Origin of the sequence: Legionella cardiaca (assembly GCF_029026145.1) — a bacterium.
Classification (GTDB): Bacteria; Pseudomonadota; Gammaproteobacteria; order Legionellales; family Legionellaceae; genus Tatlockia; species Tatlockia cardiaca.
Map to the genome: position 1 here is coordinate 645,885 of NZ_CP119078.1, position 23,534 is coordinate 669,418.

Consider the following 23,534-nt stretch of genomic DNA (forward strand, 5'->3'; position numbering starts at 1 on the left):
TCCTTCTATCGAGGACCCTCCAACACAAGAGCAAACTTCTGCGCCAATAGTAAATAGATTCCAGTGGCAAATAAAGAGGTCATTAGGAAGCCATTTTATTCATTCCAGTTTTTCTAATAAAATAATATCCGTACCACGAATATGCGATATTTTTTTTGCTGTTACTGATGTTTTCTGTAGCATTTTTTGTACATCAGAAAACAAATCAAGGCCATGATGTTTTAATGGGCGTAATAAAAAATAAGCCCTACCTTTATTGGCAAGTGAATTTTCTAGCGCTCGAATGTAACTCTCAAAAGAGCTGTCTAAATAGAATCTACAACGATTTTTAAATTTGGAAGGGGAAAGTACTCCATGGCCTGGTTGGAAATAGGGGGGATTACTGATAGTCAAATCAAATTTACCTGCCCATTTTTTTTCATGTAATTCATCATAATTTAAAAGATGCCAACGGAATTGCAATTCAGGTCGATTGATAATAGCCATGTTTTGAAAAAAATAGTCAGTATAAATATCCTGAATCTCAATAAAATCAATTTGCCTAATCGCTTGAAGATGCCACGATAATTCAATTCCTATAACTCCGCAGCCTGCGCAAAGATCCAATACCCTTAATGAACCAAGATCTGGGTGTGATTTCAATTGGGTAGCGACAAATTTCGCAAGGTGAATTGAATCAAGACTGAAACGATATTCCTTAGGTTGTTTGTAATTATAAGTAAAATGCACGTTGAGTTCGTTCTGCATTATAAAAAATTTTGAAATTATTTTCTGCCAATTATAACCTTAAAAACATTTTATTTCGTTGCTCGTTGTACCTATTAATTTTAAATACTTGAGGAGGCAGGCAGAATAGATAAAACTTAATAAAATCAATTAATTAGTTAAAATTAATCTATTTTATTATGAATTTTTGGGAAAAATTTAATCTGCCAGATCTATGAATAATGCGAATGCTATGGAATAATTATTAACCAACTTCAATAATATTTGTCTATTTGTATGAGAATAAAAGCAATTTCTTTAGTGATCGCTATTTTTTTTCCTGTTACCTTATTTGCTTCGTCGGCTTGTCCTTTATCAAACGGAATCAATGTACACACCACAAAGCGAATTTTAAATATTTGTAAAAACGGCAGTGTAATTAAGACCTTTAAAGTAGCTTTGGGATACAAAGGCGTCGGTAAAAAACATGCCGGTGATAATAAAACGCCCATTGGTTTATACGGACTAGCTCATCCAAGAAAATCCAACCAATTTAAAGTCTTTATTCCAATTCTTTATCCAACGTCAAAGCAAGTGGCTGCGGGATATACAGGTAGAGATGTAGGCATCCATGGGCCAACTCAGACATCTAGCTTGTTTGGTTGGTTAAACAACTTGCCAAGCTCAACACGTGGGTGCATTGCAGTGGGCAAAAATAATTATATTGAATATGTGGCTAATTGGGTAAAGGCCAATCCTGGGACGAAGGTTCTAATTATTTAAATTGATGTATCATTCCCAATTAAAATTTACGTTAACATGAACAAAATGAACACTATAAATTGTACATTAGCATCGGTTAATTCATTTGAAGAATTTGAAGAGTTGAAACTAAACCACAAAATTTTTGAAGAGGTTATAAAGAAAATTCTTGTGCACCATAATTTACCTTTAAAATCATTAACGCTCTTTTCTGAAGGAACCAATATAGTATTTTCTTATGATGATAGTTTAGTGATTAAGCTCTTCCCTCCTTTTCATCAAGATCAATTTGAAAGCGAACGATTAGTTCTTAAGACTCTCGAGGGAAAACTATCAGTTGAAACACCGACTCTACATTATGTAGGAGAAATAGCTGGATGGCCCTATATAATTATGACTCAGCTAAAAGGAGTATTGTTAGAATCACTTTGGCATACTCTGGATCATAAGAATAAATTAATTATCATGAAGGAGCTAGGCTCATTAATAAGAGAAGTTCATTCTTTACCAACACAGGGTCTAGAGCCGATTGATTGTGATTGGAAAACGTTTCTTAAAAATCAAGTAACGGGTTGCATAGAAAATCATAGAATTAAGAATTTATCTACTCAGTTACTGCAACAAATTCCTTCTTATATTGAAGCAATTCATGAGTCATTACTTGAAATAGAAAATCCGGTTATTTTAACTGGAGAATATACGCCAATGAATTTTTTAGTTACTAACATTGAAGGAGTTTGGCATATCTCAGGTTTAATCGATTTTGGCGATGCCATGTTAGGACATTATAAATATGACTTATTAGGACCTGGTGCATTTTTAATCCAGGGTGATAAAGAATTGCTAAAGGCTTTTTTAAGTGCCTATGGTTTTCTACCTAATGAACAAAATTCTAATCTGAGTCATCAATTAACTGCATTAATGCTTCTTCATAAATATAGTAACTTAAGAATTCAAGTTAGAATTAACGATTGGGAAAACACGGTATCTACTTTAAAAGAGTTAGAAGATTTAGTTTGGGGATTTTAATCTATTTATGGATGCGTCCACTTGATAATCCATTGTTTGGTGAATCTTGTTAGTACGAACAAGATTCATTATCTAGCATTCAATTTGATTTAATAATTCAATCTGCTCATTTAAATTGATAATCTGATCCTGCCAATAAACTGGGGTATTAAACCATGGAAAGCTCAAAGTAAATGCTGGATCAGCCCAGCGTTTTGCGAGCCATGCGGGATAATGCAGCATGCGTAACGTGCGTAATACTTCGACTAAATGGCGTTCGCGTGGGTTAAAATCATGAAATTCACAGTAACCCTGTAGAATCTTCGTCAGTTGTATATCCATTTGTTTTGGTTCACCCGAAAGCAACATCCAAAGGTCCTGTATCGCAGGCCCCATGAGACAATCGTCTAAGTCCACAATATGAGGTCCTGAAGCGCTCCATAGCACATTGCCTGCGTGACAATCCCCATGCAAACGTATTTGATCAATGGGGCCTATCCATTTGAATACCTGATTGATTTTTTGTAAGGCTGTTTCGACAGCGTTACAAAAATTAGATTTTAAATATTCTGGAATAAAATTTTGTTCAATCAGAAATTGATAGGGATCATGACCGTAGCTTTGACTATTTAATTGAATGCGATGTTGAAATTTTTTGCACGAGCTGACTCCATGTAGACGCCCTATAAAACGCCCCATCCATTGCAGTTGTTCATCATTATCCAATTCTAATGCGCGGCCGCCACGTCTCGGAAAAAGGGCGAATCTGAAATCACTATAATGATGTAAGGTTCTATTATTTATTATTAAAGGCGCAATAAGGGGTATTTCTTCCTCTGCTAATTCAAATGAGAATTGATGTTCTTCTAAAATAGCTGCGGAGCTCCAGCGATGAGGTCTATAAAATTTAGCGATGAGTGGTTCAGCATCTTCAATCCCTATTTGATAAACACGATTTTCATAACTATTGAGTGCGAGTAGACTACCTGTACAAATAAAACCCAGGCTTTCAATTGCATCCAAAATGACATTTGGATCAAGTAGTTCATAGGGGGTTTGATGTAGGTGATTCAAATGGGGATCCTTGATGACAAGTATGGGAATACATTATACAGGTTGTTTGGAGCAAGCGTAGGCTAACGACTTATGAGTTTATTAGAAATAAATTCAATCTTTCTTCTATATCGTGTAATTTAAAGTTTGTAAAACAAAAGAATCATTGAATTTCCTCTAATTAACCCTCTCATCAGATATATATGCCATACTTAATGCAAGGGATGTGAAAATCAATTTAAATAGGACCGAAAAATATAAAAATGTTCCTTTTGATAACCACATTAATCAATATCTAAGGGGAACATGTCATGTTTAGTTACACTGCAAAGCTATATATAGATAAAAAGACCATAGAAGAAAGAAGCGGGAACAATCTAGAAGAGCTGTATATTTGGATGATGGCAAAAGCACATAATCAAACCTCTCATTATAGAGGTTCCATTATCAATAATAGTACACAAAAAATCATAAGAAATTTTCAGACCTGCTCTTTAGAATAGAATAGTACCTTGAAATTAGCCATTTTTGATAAGATTTAGTCGGGCCACGACTAATAATTTAATCTTCTCATTTATTTAACCTGATCCCCTAATACAAAAGTTGCACTAATAAGAATTCACCTAAGTTATTTTCATTTCTTTAAGGTTTAATAATCTTCCTCGTGATAAAATAGCGCTCCATTTGCTAATTAATGAGTCAATTATTATGAAGCCACAACAATTTAAAGCTATCCAATCTAAAACAGTGGACACGGAGAATCCAGAGAACCAAAAAATCAAAGACTATTGGGAAAAATTCAATGATGAAAATCCGGTAGTTACTTACGAGAACGGAAAAATTATTAGTTCTAGCAGTTATTCGCAAATGTTCTTTAAACAATTTATGTTAGATGTTTATTTAAAGAAGAACTCTAAAATTTTACAGTTTGGTGCCTCTACAGGTTGTTTCCTGGAGGAGTACAGAACGCAATATCCAGTTATGGGGTATGATTATAGTGACCAGGCTATTAAAATGTTAAAAAGTAAACAAGTACCTTGCCGGCAAGTAAATTTAAATAATGCTGCTGAAGTGCAAAGGTGCATGGATCTGGATCTTGATAGTAATTTACCCATTAACTTTATCGCCATAAGAATATTCCAGTACTTGGATGATAAAGCATTAGTTGCACTTATATTTACACTTCTAAAACGGGCAGCTTCTGATTCACGGTTTATTTTTGTTAACTCAATAGGTGACTCTCGTGCAAAAGGGGATGTATTAACCAAGAACTATATCGCGTCATTTTTTGGTGCAAGAACAGATACGAAAATTATGTTAATGAGTGAAACACCAAAGAAAACAGTTATCACAACTGATATGCATGACGATGATGAGGTCTTGGTCGTGCAAAAATTATAAATTAAGCATTGCCAAGTTAATTTTTTATAGTTAGAGCAAAATTATTAGCTTGAATAGTTCGGCATTCTATAGAGTGGATTGGAGTCACTCTATAGAAAACCAATCACTGTAAAATTATACAAGAAGAAATGTTTGTCCTGTCGCTTAATTTTTTAGCTGTCACGTTTTCATTTTTCATTAGGTCGACTTTTTTGCGTTAATGGCTGCGATTCATATTATGGAGATCCCTCGCTGCGCTCGGGATGACGTGGGTGGATGCAGCCTTATTCTGGTCAGGAAAACCTCTCATCGCTTGAGATTCATTCTAAGTTTTTGTTAAAATGATGCTCGCCAAGTAAAATAAAAGTCTTTCTTGAATAAAAAATGGATTCAATTGTCTCAGATTTTCCTCGCAATAATTCGCGATTGTCAGGTCAAATTTTAAATAAACTCAAGCGATATCCTGAGATAGAAATTTTTGGAAAAGAATGCAGCTATAAATATTGTAAAATGATTAATGGGATTAAAAACCCATTATTATCACGTTTGGTTGCTTCAGGTATTCCGCTTTCTTCAGCATTGAGTCTCCTATCCAAGTTACTGTCAGATATCTGTCGCATGATAGACACCATTATAGAATCTATACGAACAGGTGAGTTTGCCATGGGTAATACACAATCATTACTTGTCGATGCTGTGGAATATATGCGGCTGTTCATGGGTGTTGTGTTTGGCATTTTTGTAGCATGGTATTCGCCTGAGCTTGCTGCGAGCTCTTTTTTAACTAATCCGGTTGATTCTTCAATAAATTTTTTAGATAAAACAGAAGCTGCCCATCTCTATTCAATGGCAGATTTGCTCCATAAGTTTTTTATCAAACATAAGATTGACTATAGAATCTGTTGTGGTACGGCGCTTGGCGCTAAAAGGGAAGGCGGAGTTATTCGAAATGATGATGACATGGATTTGATGCTTCATCCTGATAGTATAGAGGCGTTTAAAACTTTAATAGATAATGGTACTTTTGCTAATGAAACGGGTATTTCTATTAAAAAACAAGCATGGACTGGTGGTTGGCAGTGTTTTTATGCAGATAGTCCAAAAGGTATGGCGGGCTCTCCTTTAGAAGAGATTGGTAAACCATTTATTGATATTTTTCCTGGCGCCTGGAGAAAAAAAGGAGAGAAGCAAGTTATTAGTTATGGTGAAGACCGAATGTACAATCTGTCGAGAAATGACTACTTCACCATTGAAGAGTGGAGCGAATCTCCAGAGCTCTATCCTTTCGGGCCTACCAGGCTTTATGGAATAAAATCAATAGATTCTTATCTTATTCGTAGTTATGGGCCATTGGCGCTTAAATATACTGCGCTGATATATCCCCATGATGTCTATTCGCGTGTTTACGCAACTCCATTAAGGACTTTTTCAATATTGTCGCAGAATCCTGCGCCTTGTTATATGCGACATGAAAAGAAAGCGCCACTCGATTTTGATCAAATTGAGTATAGTATTAGAATATTGCAATGGATGGGCGACGACAACTTAGCCCAAAATGATTTTGAGTTAGCGGTCCCCCGTGGGTAGGAACTTGAATCCATTTTTATACAAAAAAATCTTTCTTTAAAGTTAGTTTAATGGTTATTGAGAGCCTAGGATAAACTGGTGCCAACTCCGGGATTAATAATTTAATAGCTGTACCTCTTCAGATTGCGCATAATAGTCCATAAGTTGCGAACATAACTCCTCTCTTTTAAGAAAAGGTTTGGCAGATTCTCGAATTTGGTTATTCATATATATAGTGCTCTCCCTCAAAACATCTAGAGTAGGATTTTCTAAATTTTTTAAAAGAGTTGATGGTTGCTCTTCTGATTTTGTCAGAATACTTTGAAAAGCCTTAGCTAATGCTGAAATAAACAGGTTCTCATTAATCTCAAGATTTTTAGGCTGACAATGGGTAATTAATAATTGGCATTGATCTTGATGATTTATATTAAATAAAGGATCTAAGTCTTCGGGGTCAATAATTGGATTTTGCCAGGATGCGCGTCCATTTTGTTTATCTATGTTTAAATTATATTTAAGGTCATCTTTGCAGAATTGGTGAAGAAGTTCTAAAACCAGCATCATCTCATGCGGATCATAGCAAGTAATTAAAATAGGAGTAGGTTGAGCTTTATTTTTTAGAATATTCCATAAAATTTGACACATATCCAGGATCAATTTTTTAGATACCTCAGAATGATCGCTTAAAAATTCTGGATGGCGCCAAAGAATACAATTAGCTTCTGAAATTAATGGTATTGGAGGAGCACTAGCCATATCAGAATGAAGATAGGTTTGATTAACATGGGGCGCTGTTTTTCTCAAAAGCCGCCTATTGAACTTTAAGTCACTTTCGTCAATGTCACAGCCAAAATAATTAAATTTATTTCCCCTGGAACGAGCCAATAGTTCGAGAGTAGATACCTCTAAAGCAGTACCACAAGCGACGCTAAGTACATTTAATTCTTTAGTATGGCTACAGTTTGATATTAGTTTTCTAATCGCGGGTAAAAGAGAGTAAGAAATACGAAAATGTCGCTGAGAAAATAGACATGGATTTGGAAAATTATTAAAAATAAAAGTCATTTGATTCAAAAAAATACTTTGTGAGTTTATATTATACATTTGTTGGGTGCAAGATACAATTGTTTAGATTTTTTGAATGGACTTATTTTAATTGTCTACCTCGTATTTTTTCTCTACCTCTACGTGATATCTGGGTAATCTCCCATGGAGAAATAAAAATTCATTGATATTATTTTGCGCAATAATATCAACTAATATGCTGGAATTTTAAATGAAATCTAGCTTTAAAGGACAAAAACTCATTGCCGGAGAGGGAGTGAATTTTTATTTTTCTGCGCCAAAAGGATGGTATGCATGGGGTAAAAATGCTGAGCAATTTACAGGCGTTAAAAGCGAGGTTGCTCAAAACTTTGGTCTATCCATTAAAAACACGACGTCGCAACTATGGCAGAAAGTTGAATTAGATATTGTTGAAATCGCAAACTGTGGTTAGAAAATAAAAAATTGTCAAACTTGCTTTAGGGACTCTCATATCCTTGTGTTAATAGATAATGGCCAAGTTTATAGCTGGGGAAAAAATAACTTGGGTGGGTTGGGTTTGCAACATCGTGACTATCAAGATACCCTCAGTTAATTACAGCTTTCGACAAAATAAAAATTACTAATATTTTTACGGGGATGGGGTACTTCATTTTGTATCTCTGAAGATGGAAAAGTTTATGCTTTTGGTGGGAATATAGAAAATCAATTAGGGCCAGGAGACATTGTTGCTCTGCCCTCGAGGGAACATTAGGGGCAGAGTCGGTAAGGTTCTGGTGATTGTTAGCTGATAATAACTAAACCATATTATACGGCTTTTCGTCTAGATCTCCCACTTCAGGGTCGCCATCTTCTGGCTCGTCCACAACAGGAGACGTTTCAGATTTGTTATCTCCTTGTGAATTTACCTGTTCATTAAGCTTTGCTATTTGTTTACTGGCCGCATTCGCAAAAAAAGTATCTCTATCATTAGTTTTAGTTAATAAATAGGTACTATAAAAGGCAATTAACTCACCTAGAGCATGCAGTAAATTTACTAAACTTTTTATAATTGATACATTAGATGCGAAGTGATTGCGTATGTCGGCACAAATTACTTTGACGTCAGAATGAAATTGCTTGGCGTTTGTCTTTTGCTCTGCTATCGGTAAGTTAAAATGTGTTTCAATCAAATCATGGAGTCTTTGATAGTTTTCTTGAAGAGTTTGTTGCTTTGTTGGAGTGAGTGTTGCTATGGTTCGTTGCAATAATAGTAGCTGAACCCAGACTCGCTCTTCAGCAACTGGAACTCGCATTTTTGAGATATATATATTTTTCATGATACTTAAAGCATGGAATCCAATTCTTTTTTCTCGTTCCTCTTCCTCAGGTAGGCTGCTGGTAAATGTATCCAGATGATGAAATGTTTGGGTACTAAGCTTTAATGACTTAGGGAATTGCTCTGCCAAGAGGTCTACGATGGGACCTATAAAGTCGTCAGCTGCTATACTCCTTGTAGTTTGACCAGCGTAACTACAGATTTCTCCAGCAATTCGAGCTAAGCAATCACGATTGATTTCATTTGTGGGGTTAGTCAAAAATGATGCAAATGCAAATTTAAACGCGCTACCGAGCTCCTTACCACGAAGTATTACTTCACTATCACTTGGCATAATATGTATTTTCTATTGCAGGTCTTAGCCTAAATTTTAGTTGATTAAAATTAAGGCAATATTAAAAACAACTATACTTGCATGATCAGATAAACGAAGTGAGTTAAAATACCTATGCTGCGCACTTTTATGCAGCAACGATGAGCTTTTGTAATTAAAAATTAACTGTGTTTACCCAGCATTAAGGTATACATAAGTGTTTTAATGAAATCTTATTTTGAGTAAATTAATTTCATAATTTCATCCAGAATTGATATCGGTGTTTAAAAATTGAAAAAAAAATGATGTTATAGCCCTTAAATTGAGCGGGGTAAAAGTTTATTTGCATCAATATTTCGTAAGTCCTTCACTTAAGGCAAATTTTTGCTAGACTAATGGAGGGAAGTTTAAAAACCTATGATCAACTACGGAGAATGATTATGAAACGTCTGGCTCTTCTAGCTGTAACCGCATTTATGGCAGTACTACTTTCTGCTTGTGGTGAAAGTGCGGAAAAAAAAGCTGAGAATAATGCTACAACTACTGTAGAGCAACAGGATCAAAACAAGCCTGCAGATACTACAACTGATACTACTAAGACCGATCAAACCACAGGTCAGTAATTCAGCTTTACTTATAAACCCCGCTATTGCGGGGTTTTTTTTAACCTTAGTTGGTGAGTATTATGAGTGAGTTGGCGGTTTTGGTACGTAAAGTAACTAGCACTTTACGCGCAATGCATTTGCAAATCGCGACAGCTGAATCTTGTACTGGAGGATTGATAGCAGGTTTGCTAACAGAGCTACCAGGGAGCTCTCATTGGTTTGAGCGAGGTTTTGTAACCTACAGTAATCTGGCAAAAGAAGAAATGTTGGGAATTAAACCTGAATTAATTCAATTGTACGGAGCAGTCAGTGAGCAAGTTGCGGAAGCAATGGCCTTAGGTGCTTTGGAATATAGTGAGGCCGATCTCTCTTTAGCTGTAACAGGCATTGCTGGTCCTAATGGTGGTAGTGATGAAAAACCTGTGGGTACTGTTTGTTTTGCGTGGGCTATGCGTAATTTAGCTGCAACAAGTCATCGTTGTTATTTTTCCAATGCATCGCGCAAGAAAGTGCGCCAATTGGCTTGTAGTCGTGCTTTAGAAGGCGTGTTTTCTTTACTAGAGTCCATATCTTTCAAGAAGATATAAAATCCTCTTCAATTCAGTCCTTGTTAGCTCAAGACGTATCCTAAGTCTATGTTTGCTGCAGGCTCATATCTGTGTGATAATTTGCCCTTTGCACAATCGTGGGTGAAAAATGGAAGACAATAAACAAAAAGCATTAAGTGCGGCCCTCGCTCAAATTGAACGCCAATTTGGTAAAGGCTCTGTTATGCGTATGGGCGATAATCAAGCTCAACGTGATATTGAAGCAATTTCAACGGGCTCGTTAGGTTTAGATATTGCTCTTGGCATTGGTGGATTACCGAAGGGAAGAATTGTTGAAATTTATGGTCCTGAATCATCAGGTAAAACAACCCTAACCTTGCAAGTTATTGCGGAATGTCAGAAAAAGGGTGGTACTGCCGCATTTGTGGATGCAGAACATGCTCTTGATCCAAGTTATGCAGCTAAACTTGGGGTTAATGTTGATGAATTATTAGTATCTCAACCTGATACTGGAGAGCAGGCATTAGAGATTACAGACATGCTTGTTCGCTCAGCGGCAGTAGACGTGATTATTGTCGACTCTGTTGCTGCATTGACACCGAAAGCGGAAATTGAAGGCGAAATGGGGGATGCTCATGTTGGTCTGCAGGCACGCTTGATGTCTCAAGCTCTACGTAAACTAACGGCAAACATTAAACGTTCGAATACCCTGGTAATTTTCATTAACCAAATCCGTATGAAAATTGGTGTCATGTTCGGTAACCCTGAAACAACAACGGGTGGTAATGCGCTTAAGTTTTACGCCTCCGTTCGTCTGGATATTCGCCGTGTAGGCTCAATTAAAAAGGGTGATGAAATTTTAGGTAGTGAGACACGAGTCAAGGTTGTTAAGAACAAGGTTGCACCACCTTTCAAAACGACTGATTTTGATATTCTTTATAATGAAGGTATCTCCAGAGAAAGTGAAATCATCAATTTGGGCGCACAATTAGGGCTCATTGAAAAATCTGGCGCTTGGTATAGCTATAATCAAGAAAAGATAGGTCAAGGCAAGGATAATGTTCGCTTATACTTGAAAGAAAATCCACAAATAGCTCAAACGCTGGAACAGCAAATCAGAGCTGAGTTATTAGTGAAGAAATTACCAGTTAGTGATGATGTAGAAGAGGCCCTAGAGGGTATCGATGACTAAAGCGTTTGACTGTGCACTGCGCCTGCTTGCCAGGCGCGAGCATGGTGCCCGAGAGTTAAGAGATAAATTGGCGCAAAAAGGTTATAGTCACACGGAAATAAATGAAGCGATAGTAAAATGCCAGAGTCTTGGTTTGCAAAGTGATGTACGTTTTGTTGAATCGGTATGTACCGTACGTATTCGTCAGGGTTGTGGTCCTTTGAAAATCTTGCAGGAATTGCAAGTAAAACAAATAGCTCGTGAAATAATTGATGCAGTTCTTGCGCTTGAACAAGATAATTGGCTTAACTATGCACAAGCTGTTTGGGATAAAAAATATAAAAAACAAAACCCATTGTCTTATGTAGAGCTACAAAAAGGTCAGCGTTTTTTATTATACCGTGGCTTTCCTACCGACATTATTGCAAAAGTAGTGAAGGAAAATTAGGACTATTTTTTTGCAATTAGAGCAAGATTATCGTGGTTGAAAAGATTAAAACAGTAATTATGTATAAAACTGGTCATATTTTGTCTTTCCCGAGCGAGCGAGAATCCATTTCTGTATTAAACTCTGACCGTTCTTGCTAGATAGATTTCGGCCCGCGGGGGAATGAAAAAACGAATGTTATACAAACAAGTATGCTTTTTGAGTTGCTATGGCAATGATGGGCGATGTTAGAAATGACTATTTATTCGAGGTAGGGTTAATGTCCCTGCAGAAGCAAAAGTTTTTCTGTAGGAATGTTATATAAGTTCGGTAATATATGAGCGCAATATTCAAACTGGCTCGAGGCTAAATGATAAATTATGAATGATAAAATCATGAAAAGTTCAGAAATTAGACAAGCATTTATTAATTATTTTGCTGAGAGAGGGCATCAAGTTGTTGATTCAAGCTCTCTAGTCCCAGGAAACGATCCCACGTTATTATTTACCAATGCAGGGATGGTCCAATTTAAAGATATATTTCTCGGTTTAGAGACGCGACCCTATACGCGAGCTGTTAGTTCACAGCGCTGTGTTCGTGCAGGGGGAAAGCATAATGATTTAGAAAATGTGGGCTATACGGCAAGACATCATACATTTTTTGAAATGCTTGGTAATTTTAGTTTTGGTGATTATTTTAAACGCGAAGCAATTCGTTATGCTTGGGAATTTTTAACAGTCGTGTTGAAATTGCCGATTGAGCGCCTCTGGGTAACTGTTTACACAGAAGACGATGAAGCTGCTGATATCTGGCTAAATGAAATGGGTGTTTCTCCTAAACGTTTTTCTCGTTGCGGGGAAAAAGATAACTTTTGGTCAATGGGAGATACTGGACCCTGTGGGCCATGTACGGAAATTTTTTACGATCATGGGCCAGATATTGCCGGTGGACCTCCTGGCAGCCCGGATGCAGACGGGGATCGCTATATCGAGATTTGGAATCTTGTGTTCATGCAATTTAATCGCGATAAAGAGGGTAACTTACATCCCTTACCGAAGCCTTCCGTGGATACAGGAATGGGGCTTGAGCGGATTGCTGCTGTTGTTCAGGGTGTTCATAACAATTACGATATTGATAGCTTCCAGCATTTAATACGCGCGATATGTGAACTTGTACCAGGTATCGATGCCAAACATCCATCATTAAAAGTAATTGCTGATCATATTCGCGCCTGTTCTTTCTTAATTGCTGATGGTGTGATGCCAGGCAATGAAGGGAGAGGTTATGTGCTTCGCCGTATTATTCGTCGTGCCGTGCGTCACGGTAATAAATTAGGTTTGCCTACACCTTTCTTTAACCAATTAGTCAAACCATTGATTGATGTCATGGGAGATGCCTATCCTGAGCTAATTAGAAATCAAGCACAGATAGAACGTGTTCTAACTCAAGAAGAAAATCAATTTGCACGAACTCTTGATCAAGGGTTGCGCCTCTTACAAGAGCAGATTCAAAACTTAAAAACAAAAGAAATTCCGGGTGATATCGCATTTAAACTTTACGATACCTATGGTTTCCCCTTGGATTTAACAGCTGATATAGCGCGCGAGCAAAATCTTTCTGTTGATCTGGAGGGTTTTGAACAGCACATGCAGCAGCAACGACAATTGTCACAAGCGGCTAGCCAGTTTACAACAGATTACTCTGTATCTGCACAGCTTGAGGAATCCTCATCATTTCATGGTTATGAAAAAATTAGCTTACAAGCCCAAATAACTGCGATTCTTTGTGATGGAGCAAAAGTCGATCAACTAACAGCGGGTGCAAAAGGAGCAATTATTCTTGATAACACACCATTTTACGCTGAAAGTGGTGGACAAGTGGGCGATCGCGGCCAATTAATCCGAGATAAGATAGTATTCCAAGTGGAAGATACACAGCGGACAGGACAAGCTATTGTTCATTATGGCCAGTTGCTAACCGGTGAATTGCATGTTAATGATGATGTAACAGCCCAAATCGATGCTGTCAGACGGCAGGCAATACGATTAAATCATACGGCCACACATTTGTTGCATGCCGCTTTAAAAGTTATTGTTGGTTCGCATGTGCAACAAAAAGGTTCTTTAGTGGATGCTGAACGTGCCCGTTTTGATTTTTCTCATTTTGAGGCACTCACACCTAATCAATTGCACCAATTAGAAGCTTTAGTTAATGACAAAATTCGTGCTAATGAGCAGGTTGTTACGGAGTTAATGGATATTGAGTCGGCAAAAAAGAGCGGTGCTGTGGCATTGTTCGGCGAAAAATACAGTGATTCGGTGCGTGTACTCTCAATGGGCGATTTTTCAAAAGAATTGTGTGGGGGTACACATGCTTCACGTACTGGTGATATCGGGCTATTTAAGATTGTTGCTGAATACGGCGTTGCCAGCGGAGTAAGACGTATTGAACTAGTCACAGGAGCCTATGCCGTGGATTGGGTAAATCAACAATTAGATAATTTAGAAACCGTTGCCGCCAAACTTAAAACTTCTACTGCAAAAGTGTCTGAGAAATTGTCACAATTTTTGCATGATGCAAAGCAACAAGAAAAAGAACTAACGCGTTTAGAGGCGAAGTTAACTGCAAAATCCAGTACTGATTTGCTATCGGAAGTGCAGACATTAAAGGACATTAATTTACTTGTTAAGCAATTGGATAACAGAGATAGTCAAGCACTAAGGACCACATTGGATCAGTTGAAATCTAGCCTTGAGAATGCCGTTATTGTGTTGTTTGCTATTGATCAGGACAAGATGAATGTTGTTGCAGGAGTGAGCAAAAGTCTTTTAGGTCGAGTACCCTCTGCAGCAGAATTAGTTAAGCATTTATGTGGCAAAGGTGGCGGCAGAGAAGACATGGCTCAAGGTGGAGGACGTGTTCCGGACGATCTGGAAGCAAAGATTTCACAGATTAAAACAATGATCACTGAGCACGCGGGTTAACAAGAAAAAGACGGGGCGCTGAAATGGCATTATTAGTGCAAAAATTCGGGGGAACGTCGCTAGCTACGCTTGGACACATCAACCATGCGGCTGATATAGTGGCAAAGGCAAAACAAGCAGGACATAGTGTAGTAGTCATTGTTTCTGCAATGAGTGGTGAAACAGATAAACTTATTGGATTAGCCAATAATATTAGTGAATACCCGGATGAACGGGAGTATGCAGCACTGGTTTCGACTGGTGAACAAGTATCCATGGCGCTAATGGCGATGGCTTTAATTAACCGCGGGATTAGAGCGCGTTCTTATACTGGAGCACAAGCTAGAATTCAGACTTGCAGCCAGTTTAAGAAAGCTCGTATTCAAGCTATTGACACTCAGCCCATACTTAATGATATAGAGCAAGATACCGTAGTGGTGATTGCTGGATTCCAGGGTGTCGACAATGAAGGAAACATCACAACCTTGGGGCGTGGAGGTTCTGATACAACGGCGGTCGCTATTGCTGCAGCCTTAAATGCGGATGAGTGTCAGATTTATACTGATGTTGATGGTGTCTATACAACTGATCCAAGAATCGTTCCTCATGCTAAACGTCTAGAGCAAATTACTTTTGAAGAAATGCTTGAATTATCAAGTTTAGGTGCGAAGGTATTACAAATTCGAGCTGTCGAATTTGCGGGCAAATATAATATTCCGCTACGAGTTTTATCCTCATCACAGGAAGGGCCTGGTACTCTCATCACCTATCAACAAAAAAATAGTATGGAAGCTCCCCTGGTCACAGGAATTGCTTTTAGCCGAAATGAAGCAAAACTAACGATATCTGGTGTGCCAGACGCGCCTGGTGTTGCTTCAGGCATCCTGGCAGAGATCAGTGCTATTGGTGTCAACGTTGATATGATAGTTCAGCATCTCTCGGCTCATGATAAGACTGACTTTACTTTTACTGTTCATCGTGATGAATATCAGGTTACTTTAAAACAGTTGCGCAAGATCGCAAAAAACTTGAATGCTGAAGGAGTAGTCGGGGTAACCAGTCTTGCAAAACTATCTCTGGTAGGCGCTGGACTTAAAAGTCATCCTGAAATTGCTTCAATCATGTTTAAGACATTAGCATCTAAGGGAATTAATATTCAATTAATCGCCACTTCAGAAATTAAGATCTCCGTATTAATTGATACGGCTTTACTTGATGAAGGGGTGCGAGCTCTCCATAGTGTCTTTCGTTTGGAAGGTAGTGGTTGTGATGAGTCGCGTACAATTCCAATGGCTGCGGAGACTCTGGCTGCTGTGGGTAATCTGAATACTTAACACGGCATCCACGGGCAATTTAATGATAGCTAAATTGCCCAATGATTCTATCTAAGCAGGAGGCATTCATGAGTTTCTGGAGTGAATTTAAGCAATTTGCTATGCGTGGCAATGTCATGGATTTGGCCGTTGCAGTAGTAATTGGTGCTGCTTTTGGCAAAATTGTTTCTTCACTTGTCGATGGAATTGTTATGCCACTTATTGGACTTTTGATGGGAGGCATTGATATTAGCAACAAAGCCTTTAAAATTGGCGCAGCTGTTGTGAAGTGGGGCGCTTTTTTGCAAACAATAATCGATTTTACGATTATTGCCTTTGCAATTTTTGTTGCCATCAAATTTATTAATATGTTACAAAGCAAGCGCGAAGAAGAACCTGAAACGCTTACTAAAGAGGAAGCTATCTTAATCGAAATTAGAGATTTATTACGGACTGATATAAAAAATAAAAAAGAAGAATAGACGAATTTATTAAACTATTTGCTGTGGGTTAAAAAAGCTATTATTCGCTGTAAGAAAGGACTTTAAAAATTCATGCTGGGTAATTATTGTATAATGTGGTATTATTTGTGCAGGTTTAAATTCTTGCTTTTCCGAATGTATAATTCAAGTGAACGGTTACTCTAGTTCACTGTTAAAAATAAGTAAGCCTCAACGCGTAATTTCTGATGAGAATTCCATTGATTAAAAAACAATTTTTAGTTGTATCATTTTTATTGCTAGTTTTATCCAATTTGGGTTTCGCTCAAAAACGAGAAATTGCAATCACTATTGATGATTTACCTTTTGTTGGTGAAAGCCAAAATTTTCATTTGAATATGATTATTAACACGCTCAAAAATAAAGAAGTACCAGCTACAGGGTTTGTTATAGCCAAAGAAGTTACCCCCAAAAATATGAAAATGTTGCAAAAGTTTCATGATGCTGGCTTAGGTTTAGGTAATCATACGTATTCACATGTGAATTTAAATCGAGTCAACACGGAAACCTATATTCATGAGATTGCTGCTGCTGATAAGATCCTTTTGCCAGTTATGACAGAGCCTAAGTATTTCCGTTATCCCTATTTAGCAATGAGTCAGGGAAATAAAAAAGAAGAGGTTCTTCATTTCCTTAACGCAAAAAACTATCAAATTGCCCCCGTTACTATTGACAGTAAAGACTTTCTGTTCAATCAAATTCTCTATGGAGTTCCAGAAAAAGAAAGAAGAGGTTTTTTAGACGTTTTAAAGCGCTGTTATATCGATTTTATATGGCAACAAACGTTAAAAGCGGAAGAGCATAATCGTCTGGCGAATAAACCGGAGCAGCCTCAAATTTTACTAATTCATGCTAACCTGCTCAATGCTTATGTTTTGCCAGATATCATTAATCTTTATAAACAGAATGGTTTTACCTTTATAAGCCTGGAAGAAGCCTTAAAAAATTCAGGCGAAAATCATGTAAAAATGCTGGCGGAAAACCGCAAACCAATGATCAAAAAACATAAACCTCAAAATAAACCTAACCTTAATCCAAATCCAAATAGACCATGGGTAAATCCTGATCGAGTGTGGGTCAATCCAGATAATGCAGATAATTACATGGAATGGGATTAATATTTCATCAGGATTGTTTTCTTTTAAGAAAATGCCCAAGAATAATGGGCATTTTTTTTATTATTTTGCTCGCAGATGAATAATTAACAAATTGGATAATCAGTATTTTTAAATAGTTATTAATAATTTTTGTACTACACTAATAAAGAAGCTACCGATAGGGAATATCTATGAGCGACCTCTTAAATCTATTAGCGATTATTATTGTTTTTGGTGTGGCTTTGTGGATTGTTAACGTTTTAATACCTATGCCTTCTGCCATAAAAACACTACTTAATCTCGTGGTTTTAATTGTTCTAATTATTTATGTTTTACAGTTCTTTGGAATAATACATACAATCTTGCCACCAATAAGAATTATCCGGTAGCCGAGGTAGAGGTATCATAAGTTGTGTTAAGAAATGGTTTTGCCGGGACAAAAAATCGGTCATGCCCGTGCAGACGGGCAACCCATTCATCAAAGTCATCCAATGTTTAAGTTAAGCTGCCAGATTGTTTTATTGGATGTACGTTAGAGGAATTAATGACACCTTAGAATTTCATTCTTTTATAGATGAAAAAGGGTAAACGGGTAATAATGGCCATAATATAACGCCAGAAAAAAGGGTGATAGATCCAGCGCTTCCCTGCTTTTGAGGCTCGCCAACAAGCTTTAGCACAAGCTTTAGGAGACGAAGCATAAAAAATGCCTGGGGCGCCATAGGTTTGAGCTGTATCAATAAACCCTAATCTTGCAATGGTTATGCGCAGATTCCTTTTTGCACTTTGTTGTAGCCCCTCAAGGTAAATTTCAATTGCTGCTTTAGTGCCACCATAGAGACTGTTTTTGCTTCTTCCTCGACAGGCCGCTACAGAACTTAAAAAAATTAATCGATGATTTGACTGTGGTTTTTTTAAATAGGTATTGATTAATTGCAATGTGCTTAAAACATTGGTATGAATCATTTCTTCAATTGCCATCAGATTAAGCTCATCGTTTTGCAGAATAGCGCTATGGGCAATAAACAAAGCAAGCTCAGGAGAAGATTTTCGCTGCAAAAGATCGAGTAAGTTACGCAAGTCTGCAGAAAAATCAGTAAAAAATACCTCACAGTTAATTGGATAACGTAGACGAATATTCGCTGCTATAATCTCAAGCTGCGGCCTATCACGACCTACGAGGATTAAATTATTATTAGCCTGCGCTGCCAAATGAGCAAATTCTTCAGCAATAATTGAGGTGGCGCCTAAAATAAGCCAGGTTCTGGCTGCTGTCATGAGGTAATCCCTAAACGTTTACTAAGATCCGAACACATAGGACTTTTATAGTGCGTTAATACATCAACAAATTCATCATGGTTAGGATATTGCCGACAAAATTGATCTGCAGTCAAGAACAAGTCTTTTGCTAAATAGCTTTTGCCATGCTGATTTGTAATATATTCATTCATCGCTCGAATTGCTGATTGGGCTTGTGCATTATTAATAAAATCAATTGCTAAAGTAAATCCAGGTTGGCTAAAAGACAAGAGCCCGCAACCTGCTTGAGTAAAATACTTCAAAACAGCTAGGGTTGGAGTGGCCTGTGCTGCGTTAATTAAGCCAAGAAGTTGTTGAATGGTTCCGCAGGCAGTATCTTTGTCAAAAACCGCCTGAAATTGAAGTAAGCCTTGTTTTCCATACAAACGATTCCAGTGCTGGATGGCATCAAGAGGATTATTAAAATAGGAAAGGGGTAATATTTTGTTTTTAATTTGATAACTGTTGAAATAGAGTCGGTTAAATAATCGCATATTCCATGTGTTTACTAAACGAAATGGTAGCTTGGGAATTGTTAAATGGTAACGTGATTTTGCGTTACGAGCTTCTGTGTGATTAGCCAATGACAATAGGGCATTTCTCTTGTCATTAAGAAGATCGACCCACGCAACTTGATAATCATATTGAGTTCCATAATGTTCCATGCGGTGGAGTAGAGGCTCTAATTCCGAATACTTTTCAGTTTCTACAGAGACGAAAGGGGAGGCTTTACGCATATTAATAGCGACGCGTTTAATAATTCCCGTTAAGCCAAGTCCGCCAATGGTGGCAAAAAACAATTCTCGATTTTTTTTGGGGCTGCAAAGATAGGATTCATTTTTGAGCTGCAACTCTATCCAGGCGATGTGTTGACCAAAACTGCCGGCTTGGTGATTATTTTTGCCGTGGATGTCATTGGCAATTCCACCCGCGATTGTTGCCCGTAAAGTTCCAGGTATGACAGGAGGAATATGATTTGGGCTTATGGTAAAAAGATCAGCAAAACTGACCCCCCCTTGGGCAATTAAAACCGCAGAGGTTGGGTCAAATGATATAAAATGATTCAACCGGGTTGTCTCAACAATAATCCCTTGATGATTGACGCAACAATCTCCATAGCTGGAACCGTTGCCACGTGCCAATAGTCCTGGTGAGTAATTAAAAATGTCAGGAATCTGTGCTTCATTATCGGGACGCAAACAGTCGGCGCTGGTGTTTACAGAGTTACTGAAATTTGACAATGTTTTAGTTTTACTAAGCATGAGTTACCGTCATCCATTATTAATAGACTTCTTTCGAAACCTGAGTGCAAGATGAAAAGATACAGAAGCACAGAGTTACAGAGGAGTGAAGCATCGTTGCGAAGAAATTCACCTCTTAGGAATTCTCAAGGCAGTCAAGTATAAGTTTGGCACGTTTTTGCTATAAACGAAATGAGACTTCCTCGAAATTAATATCCATATTTAGACATATAGTTTGTTTTGGATGCAAAGTGAGTCTCCGCTATTGAATGTTAAGAAACCTCTTCTTATGTAGAAGACAAATAAGGTATATGATTATAAAATGATTATTTTCTCACTAAAAAAATTAGCGATTTTGGCACGTCGTTTGCTTGTGCCATCTGTGTTTGATAAGTAGGGTTAAAAATAGCGATTTAAAAAAGCTTACAGGAAATTTATGGCGGAAAAAGAAGTTTTGTCTCAGGAAGAAATTGATGCTTTACTAAATACAGTAGATGAGGATGAATCTATCAAACAAGATGGTAGCCCCACTTCAGATGCAAATGACTTATCAAATGCTAATCACTCACGTGAAGAAGATGTTCAGGTACTTAATTTTTCAAGTCAGGAACGAGTCGTTCGTGGTGAATTACCTGTATTAGATAAAATCCATGATAGAGCAGCCCGGTTTTTTGCAAATGATATTTATCAGTTAATGGCAAAAGATCTGCAGATTAAGCAAGAAGCCTTGTCTATCGTTAAACATCGAGAATTCCTTAGCAGTTTACCTAACCCAACGCTAATGACCATTCGTCGCTTTAAACCATTACGAGGAAAAGCTTTAATTTTATTTGATAGCACATTTGTCTACGACTTGGTTGACTACTATTTTGGTGGCAGCTCTCAATTTTTAGCACAAAAAACCAGAACGGACTTTACAGCTACAGAACTTAGGGTGATGGAAATTATTATTGAAAAGCTAGTTCACAACATCGAACAGGCATGGGCACCCATTATTAAACTTGAGGCACTTAAAGTCGGCGATGAAACGAATCCACAGTTAGTCCATATTGGTGAACCTAATGAATTACTTTTAGTCAGTCGTTTTAATCTTGATTTTGGCAAAGAGATGGGGTCTTTTTCCTTTGTTATTCCTTATACGATGGTTGAACCCATTAAACAACAATTAGAGTTGGGGGCGGCAAGACCGGATGATGAAATTGATCCAAACTGGGTTATGTCATTAAAAGAAGAGCTTATGGATGTTGAGCTTACTGTGAGTTCGGTTATGGCAAAAACGAGTAGCACATTAGGTAAAGTGATGGAGTGGCAAATCGGTGAATTTATTCCTATGGAAAGAAATGAGGAAGTGACTTTGGACATCGAAGGTACTCCTGGATTTACGGCAACCATGGGTAGTGCTAACGAAAAAAGAGCGGTAAAAATTATAAAAAAAATAAGTTATTAGGGGAGTTGAATGAGTAATCAAACGGAGCCGGCACCTGCAGAGGGAGGGGCACAACCAAATACTGCGTCACAGGATAATGATGTCGAAAAAATGGAAGTAATTTTAGATATCCCTGTGGGAGTGACTGTGGAGATTGGGCGTACTAAAATGACAATTCGCAACTTGTTGCAACTTAATCAGGGAGGGATTGTCGCATTAGACCGGTTAGCGGGTGAACCCTTAGATGTATTAGTCAACGGAACTTTAGTTGCTCATGGAGAAGTTGTTGTTGTAAATGACAAATTTGGCGTGCGATTAACGGATATTGTAAGTAAAACAGAAAGGATTAAGCGTTTACGATGAGAAACAGGTTTTATTGGGTTTGGGTTTTATTTCCGGTTACAACGTGGGCCAATAGCAAAACTAGTAGTACGTCATCGATAAATAACGGTGAACTTTTACGAGTAATGGGAGGATTGTTATTAGTCGTAGGTGTTATTGTTTTTTTATCATGGCTGTTGCGACGTCTCAATAGTGCTGGTTTGGGTAATACAAATGGATTTAAGGTGATGGCGAGCATGAGCTTAGGGACAAGAGAAAAGATAATGTTAGTAAATATAGGAAATCGCTTTTTACTTCTAGGTGTAACCTCAGGAAGTATCATTACTCTTCATGATTTTGGTGAAGAGTTACCGACGGGCTTTTTGTTAGATACTAAAACTTCCTTTAAGGATTTTCTCAAAACAGCTCTCGGAAAGTCTTAAAAAAATGAAAAAAATTATTATTCTTTTATGTGCAATATTTTTGCTTGGTTTCCCATGGCTTGTTGAAGCTGGTACAACTTCTTTGCCGGCGGTAACAGTGTCGGGAGCTCCTGATGGTGGCCAAACATATAGCGTGAATTTACAAATTCTCATCTTCATGACCTTGCTTAGCGTTTTGCCAGGATTACTGATGGCAATGACTGCTTTTACTCGCATCATTATAGTGTTATCGATTTTGCGTCAGGCAATTGGTATGGCTCAAACGCCTACTAATCAGATTTTGATTGGTATTGCGCTCTTTCTAACATTTTTTGTGATGTCTCCAATATTTAATCAAATTAATCAGCAGGCTTTGCAGCCTTATCTGGCAGACCAGATAGAGTTTCCTCAGGCAATGCAAAATGCACAAACCCCTTTACGAAATTTCATGCTCAATCAAACTCGTAAGAATGATTTATCGCTATTTGAGAAATTTAGCCAGGATAACTATAAAACGTTAGCGGATGTCCCCATGAGTGTTTTGATACCTGCTTTTGTTACCAGCGAATTAAAAACAGCGTTTCAAATTGGTTTTATTCTATTTTTGCCTTTTTTAATTATTGATTTGGTTGTTGCAAGTGTTTTGATGGCAATGGGAATGATGATGTTATCGCCATTAATTATTTCTTTGCCTTTTAAAATTATGTTATTTGTGATGGTAGATGGTTGGACATTGGTGCTGGGATCACTTGCATCAAGTTTTGCAAGCTAGGGAGGAATAATGACACCTGAAACAGTGTTATCACTATTTAGTGAGGGAGTCTATGTCATGATTCTTATGCTGGCAGTATTAATCACACCGGGGCTAATTGTAGGATTGTTGGTTGCAATGTTTCAAGCAGCGACTCAAATCAATGAAATGAGTTTAAGCTTTATACCCAAGTTATTAATTACCTTTTTAGTCCTGGTGTTTGCGGGTCCCTGGCTATTAAAGACGATTATTAATTATACGGATTCTTTAATTAGTAATATCCCTTATCTAATAGGTTAAA

Annotated in this window: 27 protein-coding genes; 21 read left to right on the forward strand and 6 right to left on the reverse strand. The window is 37.5% G+C overall.

From position 1 onward, the window contains the following. Positions 1-99: 99 nt before the first annotated feature. Positions 100-747 carry a methyltransferase gene (locus tag PXX05_RS02795; protein ID WP_275089534.1) on the reverse strand — a complete coding sequence of 216 codons (648 nt, stop codon included), beginning with the start codon at positions 745-747 and terminating at the stop codon, positions 100-102. A 255-nt stretch (positions 748-1,002) separates the two neighbouring features. Between PXX05_RS02795 and PXX05_RS02800 the strand changes: the two genes are divergently transcribed. Beyond that, the gene (locus tag PXX05_RS02800; RefSeq protein ID WP_275089535.1) at positions 1,003-1,488 is read left to right on the forward strand and encodes a L,D-transpeptidase family protein; all 486 of its coding nucleotides are present in this window, start codon (positions 1,003-1,005) and stop codon (positions 1,486-1,488) included. Positions 1,489-1,533: 45 nt separating this feature from the next. Further along, positions 1,534-2,496: an aminoglycoside phosphotransferase family protein gene (locus tag PXX05_RS02805; protein ID WP_275089536.1), complete on the forward strand. Its 963-nt coding sequence runs from the start codon at positions 1,534-1,536 to the stop codon at positions 2,494-2,496. A gap of 72 nt (positions 2,497-2,568) precedes the next feature. Here PXX05_RS02805 and PXX05_RS02810 read toward each other — a convergent pair whose 3' ends face one another. Beyond that, on the reverse strand, positions 2,569-3,549 hold the full coding sequence (locus tag PXX05_RS02810; RefSeq protein WP_275089537.1) for a serine/threonine protein kinase: 981 nt from the start codon (positions 3,547-3,549) through the stop codon (positions 2,569-2,571). 290 nt (positions 3,550-3,839) lie between these two features. On the opposite strand from PXX05_RS02810, the gene PXX05_RS02815 reads away from it, so the two are divergent. The 3 genes from PXX05_RS02815 (at position 3,840) to PXX05_RS02825 (ending at position 6,495) form a co-directional block, all read left to right on the forward strand. After that, positions 3,840-4,031, forward strand: a complete 192-nt coding sequence (locus tag PXX05_RS02815; RefSeq protein WP_275089538.1) for a hypothetical protein — start codon at positions 3,840-3,842, stop codon at positions 4,029-4,031. A 205-nt stretch (positions 4,032-4,236) separates the two neighbouring features. Continuing rightward, positions 4,237-4,929 carry a hypothetical protein gene (locus tag PXX05_RS02820; protein WP_275089539.1) on the forward strand — a complete coding sequence of 231 codons (693 nt, stop codon included), beginning with the start codon at positions 4,237-4,239 and terminating at the stop codon, positions 4,927-4,929. A gap of 405 nt (positions 4,930-5,334) precedes the next feature. Beyond that, complete coding sequence (locus PXX05_RS02825; protein WP_275089540.1) at positions 5,335-6,495, forward strand: LicD family protein; 1,161 nt, start codon at positions 5,335-5,337, stop codon at positions 6,493-6,495. Between the two features lie 93 nt (positions 6,496-6,588). Here PXX05_RS02825 and PXX05_RS02830 read toward each other — a convergent pair whose 3' ends face one another. Further along, the gene (locus PXX05_RS02830; RefSeq protein ID WP_275089541.1) at positions 6,589-7,539 is read right to left on the reverse strand and encodes a hypothetical protein; all 951 of its coding nucleotides are present in this window, start codon (positions 7,537-7,539) and stop codon (positions 6,589-6,591) included. Between the two features lie 211 nt (positions 7,540-7,750). On the opposite strand from PXX05_RS02830, the gene PXX05_RS02835 reads away from it, so the two are divergent. Both PXX05_RS02835 and PXX05_RS15125 read left to right on the forward strand, forming a co-directional pair. Further along, positions 7,751-7,972 carry a hypothetical protein gene (locus PXX05_RS02835; RefSeq protein ID WP_275089542.1) on the forward strand — a complete coding sequence of 74 codons (222 nt, stop codon included), beginning with the start codon at positions 7,751-7,753 and terminating at the stop codon, positions 7,970-7,972. Between the two features lie 45 nt (positions 7,973-8,017). Then, the gene (locus PXX05_RS15125) at positions 8,018-8,113 is read left to right on the forward strand and encodes an RCC1-like domain-containing protein (protein ID WP_420844617.1); all 96 of its coding nucleotides are present in this window, start codon (positions 8,018-8,020) and stop codon (positions 8,111-8,113) included. 202 nt (positions 8,114-8,315) lie between these two features. Here the strand turns inward: PXX05_RS15125 and PXX05_RS02840 are convergent, their stop codons facing one another. Further along, on the reverse strand, positions 8,316-9,170 hold the full coding sequence (locus PXX05_RS02840) for a hypothetical protein (RefSeq protein ID WP_275089543.1): 855 nt from the start codon (positions 9,168-9,170) through the stop codon (positions 8,316-8,318). A 419-nt stretch (positions 9,171-9,589) separates the two neighbouring features. Between PXX05_RS02840 and PXX05_RS02845 the strand changes: the two genes are divergently transcribed. The 9 genes from PXX05_RS02845 to PXX05_RS02885 all read left to right on the forward strand — a co-directional run bounded on the left by PXX05_RS02845 (position 9,590) and on the right by PXX05_RS02885 (position 18,162). Further along, positions 9,590-9,772, forward strand: a complete 183-nt coding sequence (locus tag PXX05_RS02845) for a hypothetical protein (protein WP_275089544.1) — start codon at positions 9,590-9,592, stop codon at positions 9,770-9,772. Between the two features lie 62 nt (positions 9,773-9,834). Beyond that, a complete protein-coding gene (locus PXX05_RS02850) occupies positions 9,835-10,341 on the forward strand; it encodes a CinA family protein (protein ID WP_275089545.1) in 507 nt (168 codons plus the stop codon). Positions 10,342-10,450: 109 nt separating this feature from the next. Then, complete coding sequence (recA, locus tag PXX05_RS02855) at positions 10,451-11,494, forward strand: recombinase RecA (protein ID WP_275089546.1); 1,044 nt, start codon at positions 10,451-10,453, stop codon at positions 11,492-11,494. Then, complete coding sequence (recX, locus tag PXX05_RS02860) at positions 11,487-11,921, forward strand: recombination regulator RecX (protein WP_275089547.1); 435 nt, start codon at positions 11,487-11,489, stop codon at positions 11,919-11,921. The genes recA and recX overlap by 8 nt, the downstream gene beginning before the upstream one ends. A gap of 374 nt (positions 11,922-12,295) precedes the next feature. Then, the gene (gene alaS, locus PXX05_RS02865; protein ID WP_275089548.1) at positions 12,296-14,884 is read left to right on the forward strand and encodes an alanine--tRNA ligase; all 2,589 of its coding nucleotides are present in this window, start codon (positions 12,296-12,298) and stop codon (positions 14,882-14,884) included. Between the two features lie 23 nt (positions 14,885-14,907). Next, positions 14,908-16,197, forward strand: coding sequence for an aspartate kinase (locus PXX05_RS02870; RefSeq protein ID WP_275089549.1), 1,290 nt, complete (start codon positions 14,908-14,910; stop codon positions 16,195-16,197). Between the two features lie 68 nt (positions 16,198-16,265). Next, positions 16,266-16,658 carry a large-conductance mechanosensitive channel protein MscL gene (gene mscL, locus PXX05_RS02875; protein WP_275089550.1) on the forward strand — a complete coding sequence of 131 codons (393 nt, stop codon included), beginning with the start codon at positions 16,266-16,268 and terminating at the stop codon, positions 16,656-16,658. A 206-nt stretch (positions 16,659-16,864) separates the two neighbouring features. After that, positions 16,865-17,794 (forward strand): polysaccharide deacetylase family protein, encoded by a 930-nt coding sequence (locus PXX05_RS02880; protein ID WP_275089551.1) that lies wholly within the window; start codon positions 16,865-16,867, stop codon positions 17,792-17,794. A 170-nt stretch (positions 17,795-17,964) separates the two neighbouring features. Then, a complete protein-coding gene (locus PXX05_RS02885; protein WP_275089552.1) occupies positions 17,965-18,162 on the forward strand; it encodes a Thivi_2564 family membrane protein in 198 nt (65 codons plus the stop codon). A gap of 163 nt (positions 18,163-18,325) precedes the next feature. Here the strand turns inward: PXX05_RS02885 and PXX05_RS02890 are convergent, their stop codons facing one another. Next, positions 18,326-19,051: an SDR family NAD(P)-dependent oxidoreductase gene (locus PXX05_RS02890; RefSeq protein WP_275089553.1), complete on the reverse strand. Its 726-nt coding sequence runs from the start codon at positions 19,049-19,051 to the stop codon at positions 18,326-18,328. Next, the gene (locus PXX05_RS02895; RefSeq protein ID WP_275089554.1) at positions 19,048-20,334 is read right to left on the reverse strand and encodes an FAD-binding oxidoreductase; all 1,287 of its coding nucleotides are present in this window, start codon (positions 20,332-20,334) and stop codon (positions 19,048-19,050) included. Before PXX05_RS02895 ends, PXX05_RS02890 begins: the two co-directional genes overlap by 4 nt. A gap of 415 nt (positions 20,335-20,749) precedes the next feature. Between PXX05_RS02895 and fliM the strand changes: the two genes are divergently transcribed. The 5 genes from fliM to fliQ are packed head-to-tail and all read left to right on the forward strand — an operon-like array spanning position 20,750 to position 23,533. Beyond that, a complete protein-coding gene (fliM, locus tag PXX05_RS02900; protein WP_275089555.1) occupies positions 20,750-21,760 on the forward strand; it encodes a flagellar motor switch protein FliM in 1,011 nt (336 codons plus the stop codon). Between the two features lie 9 nt (positions 21,761-21,769). Then, complete coding sequence (gene fliN, locus PXX05_RS02905; protein ID WP_275089556.1) at positions 21,770-22,102, forward strand: flagellar motor switch protein FliN; 333 nt, start codon at positions 21,770-21,772, stop codon at positions 22,100-22,102. Then, positions 22,099-22,503 (forward strand): flagellar biosynthetic protein FliO, encoded by a 405-nt coding sequence (gene fliO / locus PXX05_RS02910; protein WP_275089557.1) that lies wholly within the window; start codon positions 22,099-22,101, stop codon positions 22,501-22,503. The genes fliN and fliO overlap by 4 nt, the downstream gene beginning before the upstream one ends. A gap of 4 nt (positions 22,504-22,507) precedes the next feature. Then, positions 22,508-23,254 carry a flagellar type III secretion system pore protein FliP gene (gene fliP, locus PXX05_RS02915; protein WP_275089558.1) on the forward strand — a complete coding sequence of 249 codons (747 nt, stop codon included), beginning with the start codon at positions 22,508-22,510 and terminating at the stop codon, positions 23,252-23,254. 9 nt (positions 23,255-23,263) lie between these two features. Further along, entirely contained in the window at positions 23,264-23,533 is a 270-nt protein-coding gene (fliQ, locus tag PXX05_RS02920) for a flagellar biosynthesis protein FliQ (RefSeq protein ID WP_275089559.1), read from the forward strand. Position 23,534 lies beyond the last annotated feature (1 nt).

Bases quoted from the DNA above. Each gene is read 5' to 3' on its own strand.
- PXX05_RS02885 (WP_275089552.1), top strand. From the start codon at position 17,965: ATGAGCGACCTCTTAAATCTATTAGCGATTATTATTGTTTTTGGTGTG.
- PXX05_RS02870 (WP_275089549.1), top strand. From the start codon at position 14,908: ATGGCATTATTAGTGCAAAAATTCGGGGGAACGTCGCTAGCTACGCTT.
- PXX05_RS02835 (WP_275089542.1), top strand. From the start codon at position 7,751: ATGAAATCTAGCTTTAAAGGACAAAAACTCATTGCCGGAGAGGGAGTG.
- recA (WP_275089546.1), top strand. From the start codon at position 10,451: ATGGAAGACAATAAACAAAAAGCATTAAGTGCGGCCCTCGCTCAAATT.
- fliO (WP_275089557.1), top strand. From the start codon at position 22,099: ATGAGAAACAGGTTTTATTGGGTTTGGGTTTTATTTCCGGTTACAACG.
- PXX05_RS02805 (WP_275089536.1), top strand. From the start codon at position 1,534: ATGAACACTATAAATTGTACATTAGCATCGGTTAATTCATTTGAAGAA.
- PXX05_RS02815 (WP_275089538.1), top strand. From the start codon at position 3,840: ATGTTTAGTTACACTGCAAAGCTATATATAGATAAAAAGACCATAGAA.
- alaS (WP_275089548.1), top strand. From the start codon at position 12,296: ATGAAAAGTTCAGAAATTAGACAAGCATTTATTAATTATTTTGCTGAG.
- PXX05_RS02840 (WP_275089543.1), bottom strand. From the start codon at position 9,170: ATGCCAAGTGATAGTGAAGTAATACTTCGTGGTAAGGAGCTCGGTAGC.
- fliP (WP_275089558.1), top strand. From the start codon at position 22,508: ATGAAAAAAATTATTATTCTTTTATGTGCAATATTTTTGCTTGGTTTC.
- PXX05_RS02850 (WP_275089545.1), top strand. From the start codon at position 9,835: ATGAGTGAGTTGGCGGTTTTGGTACGTAAAGTAACTAGCACTTTACGC.
- recX (WP_275089547.1), top strand. From the start codon at position 11,487: ATGACTAAAGCGTTTGACTGTGCACTGCGCCTGCTTGCCAGGCGCGAG.
- PXX05_RS02880 (WP_275089551.1), top strand. From the start codon at position 16,865: ATGAGAATTCCATTGATTAAAAAACAATTTTTAGTTGTATCATTTTTA.
- mscL (WP_275089550.1), top strand. From the start codon at position 16,266: ATGAGTTTCTGGAGTGAATTTAAGCAATTTGCTATGCGTGGCAATGTC.
- fliN (WP_275089556.1), top strand. From the start codon at position 21,770: ATGAGTAATCAAACGGAGCCGGCACCTGCAGAGGGAGGGGCACAACCA.
- fliM (WP_275089555.1), top strand. From the start codon at position 20,750: ATGGCGGAAAAAGAAGTTTTGTCTCAGGAAGAAATTGATGCTTTACTA.
- PXX05_RS02890 (WP_275089553.1), bottom strand. From the start codon at position 19,051: ATGACAGCAGCCAGAACCTGGCTTATTTTAGGCGCCACCTCAATTATT.
- PXX05_RS02830 (WP_275089541.1), bottom strand. From the start codon at position 7,539: ATGACTTTTATTTTTAATAATTTTCCAAATCCATGTCTATTTTCTCAG.
- PXX05_RS02845 (WP_275089544.1), top strand. From the start codon at position 9,590: ATGAAACGTCTGGCTCTTCTAGCTGTAACCGCATTTATGGCAGTACTA.
- PXX05_RS02800 (WP_275089535.1), top strand. From the start codon at position 1,003: ATGAGAATAAAAGCAATTTCTTTAGTGATCGCTATTTTTTTTCCTGTT.
- PXX05_RS02795 (WP_275089534.1), bottom strand. From the start codon at position 747: ATGCAGAACGAACTCAACGTGCATTTTACTTATAATTACAAACAACCT.
- PXX05_RS02820 (WP_275089539.1), top strand. From the start codon at position 4,237: ATGAAGCCACAACAATTTAAAGCTATCCAATCTAAAACAGTGGACACG.
- PXX05_RS02895 (WP_275089554.1), bottom strand. From the start codon at position 20,334: ATGCTTAGTAAAACTAAAACATTGTCAAATTTCAGTAACTCTGTAAAC.
- fliQ (WP_275089559.1), top strand. From the start codon at position 23,264: ATGACACCTGAAACAGTGTTATCACTATTTAGTGAGGGAGTCTATGTC.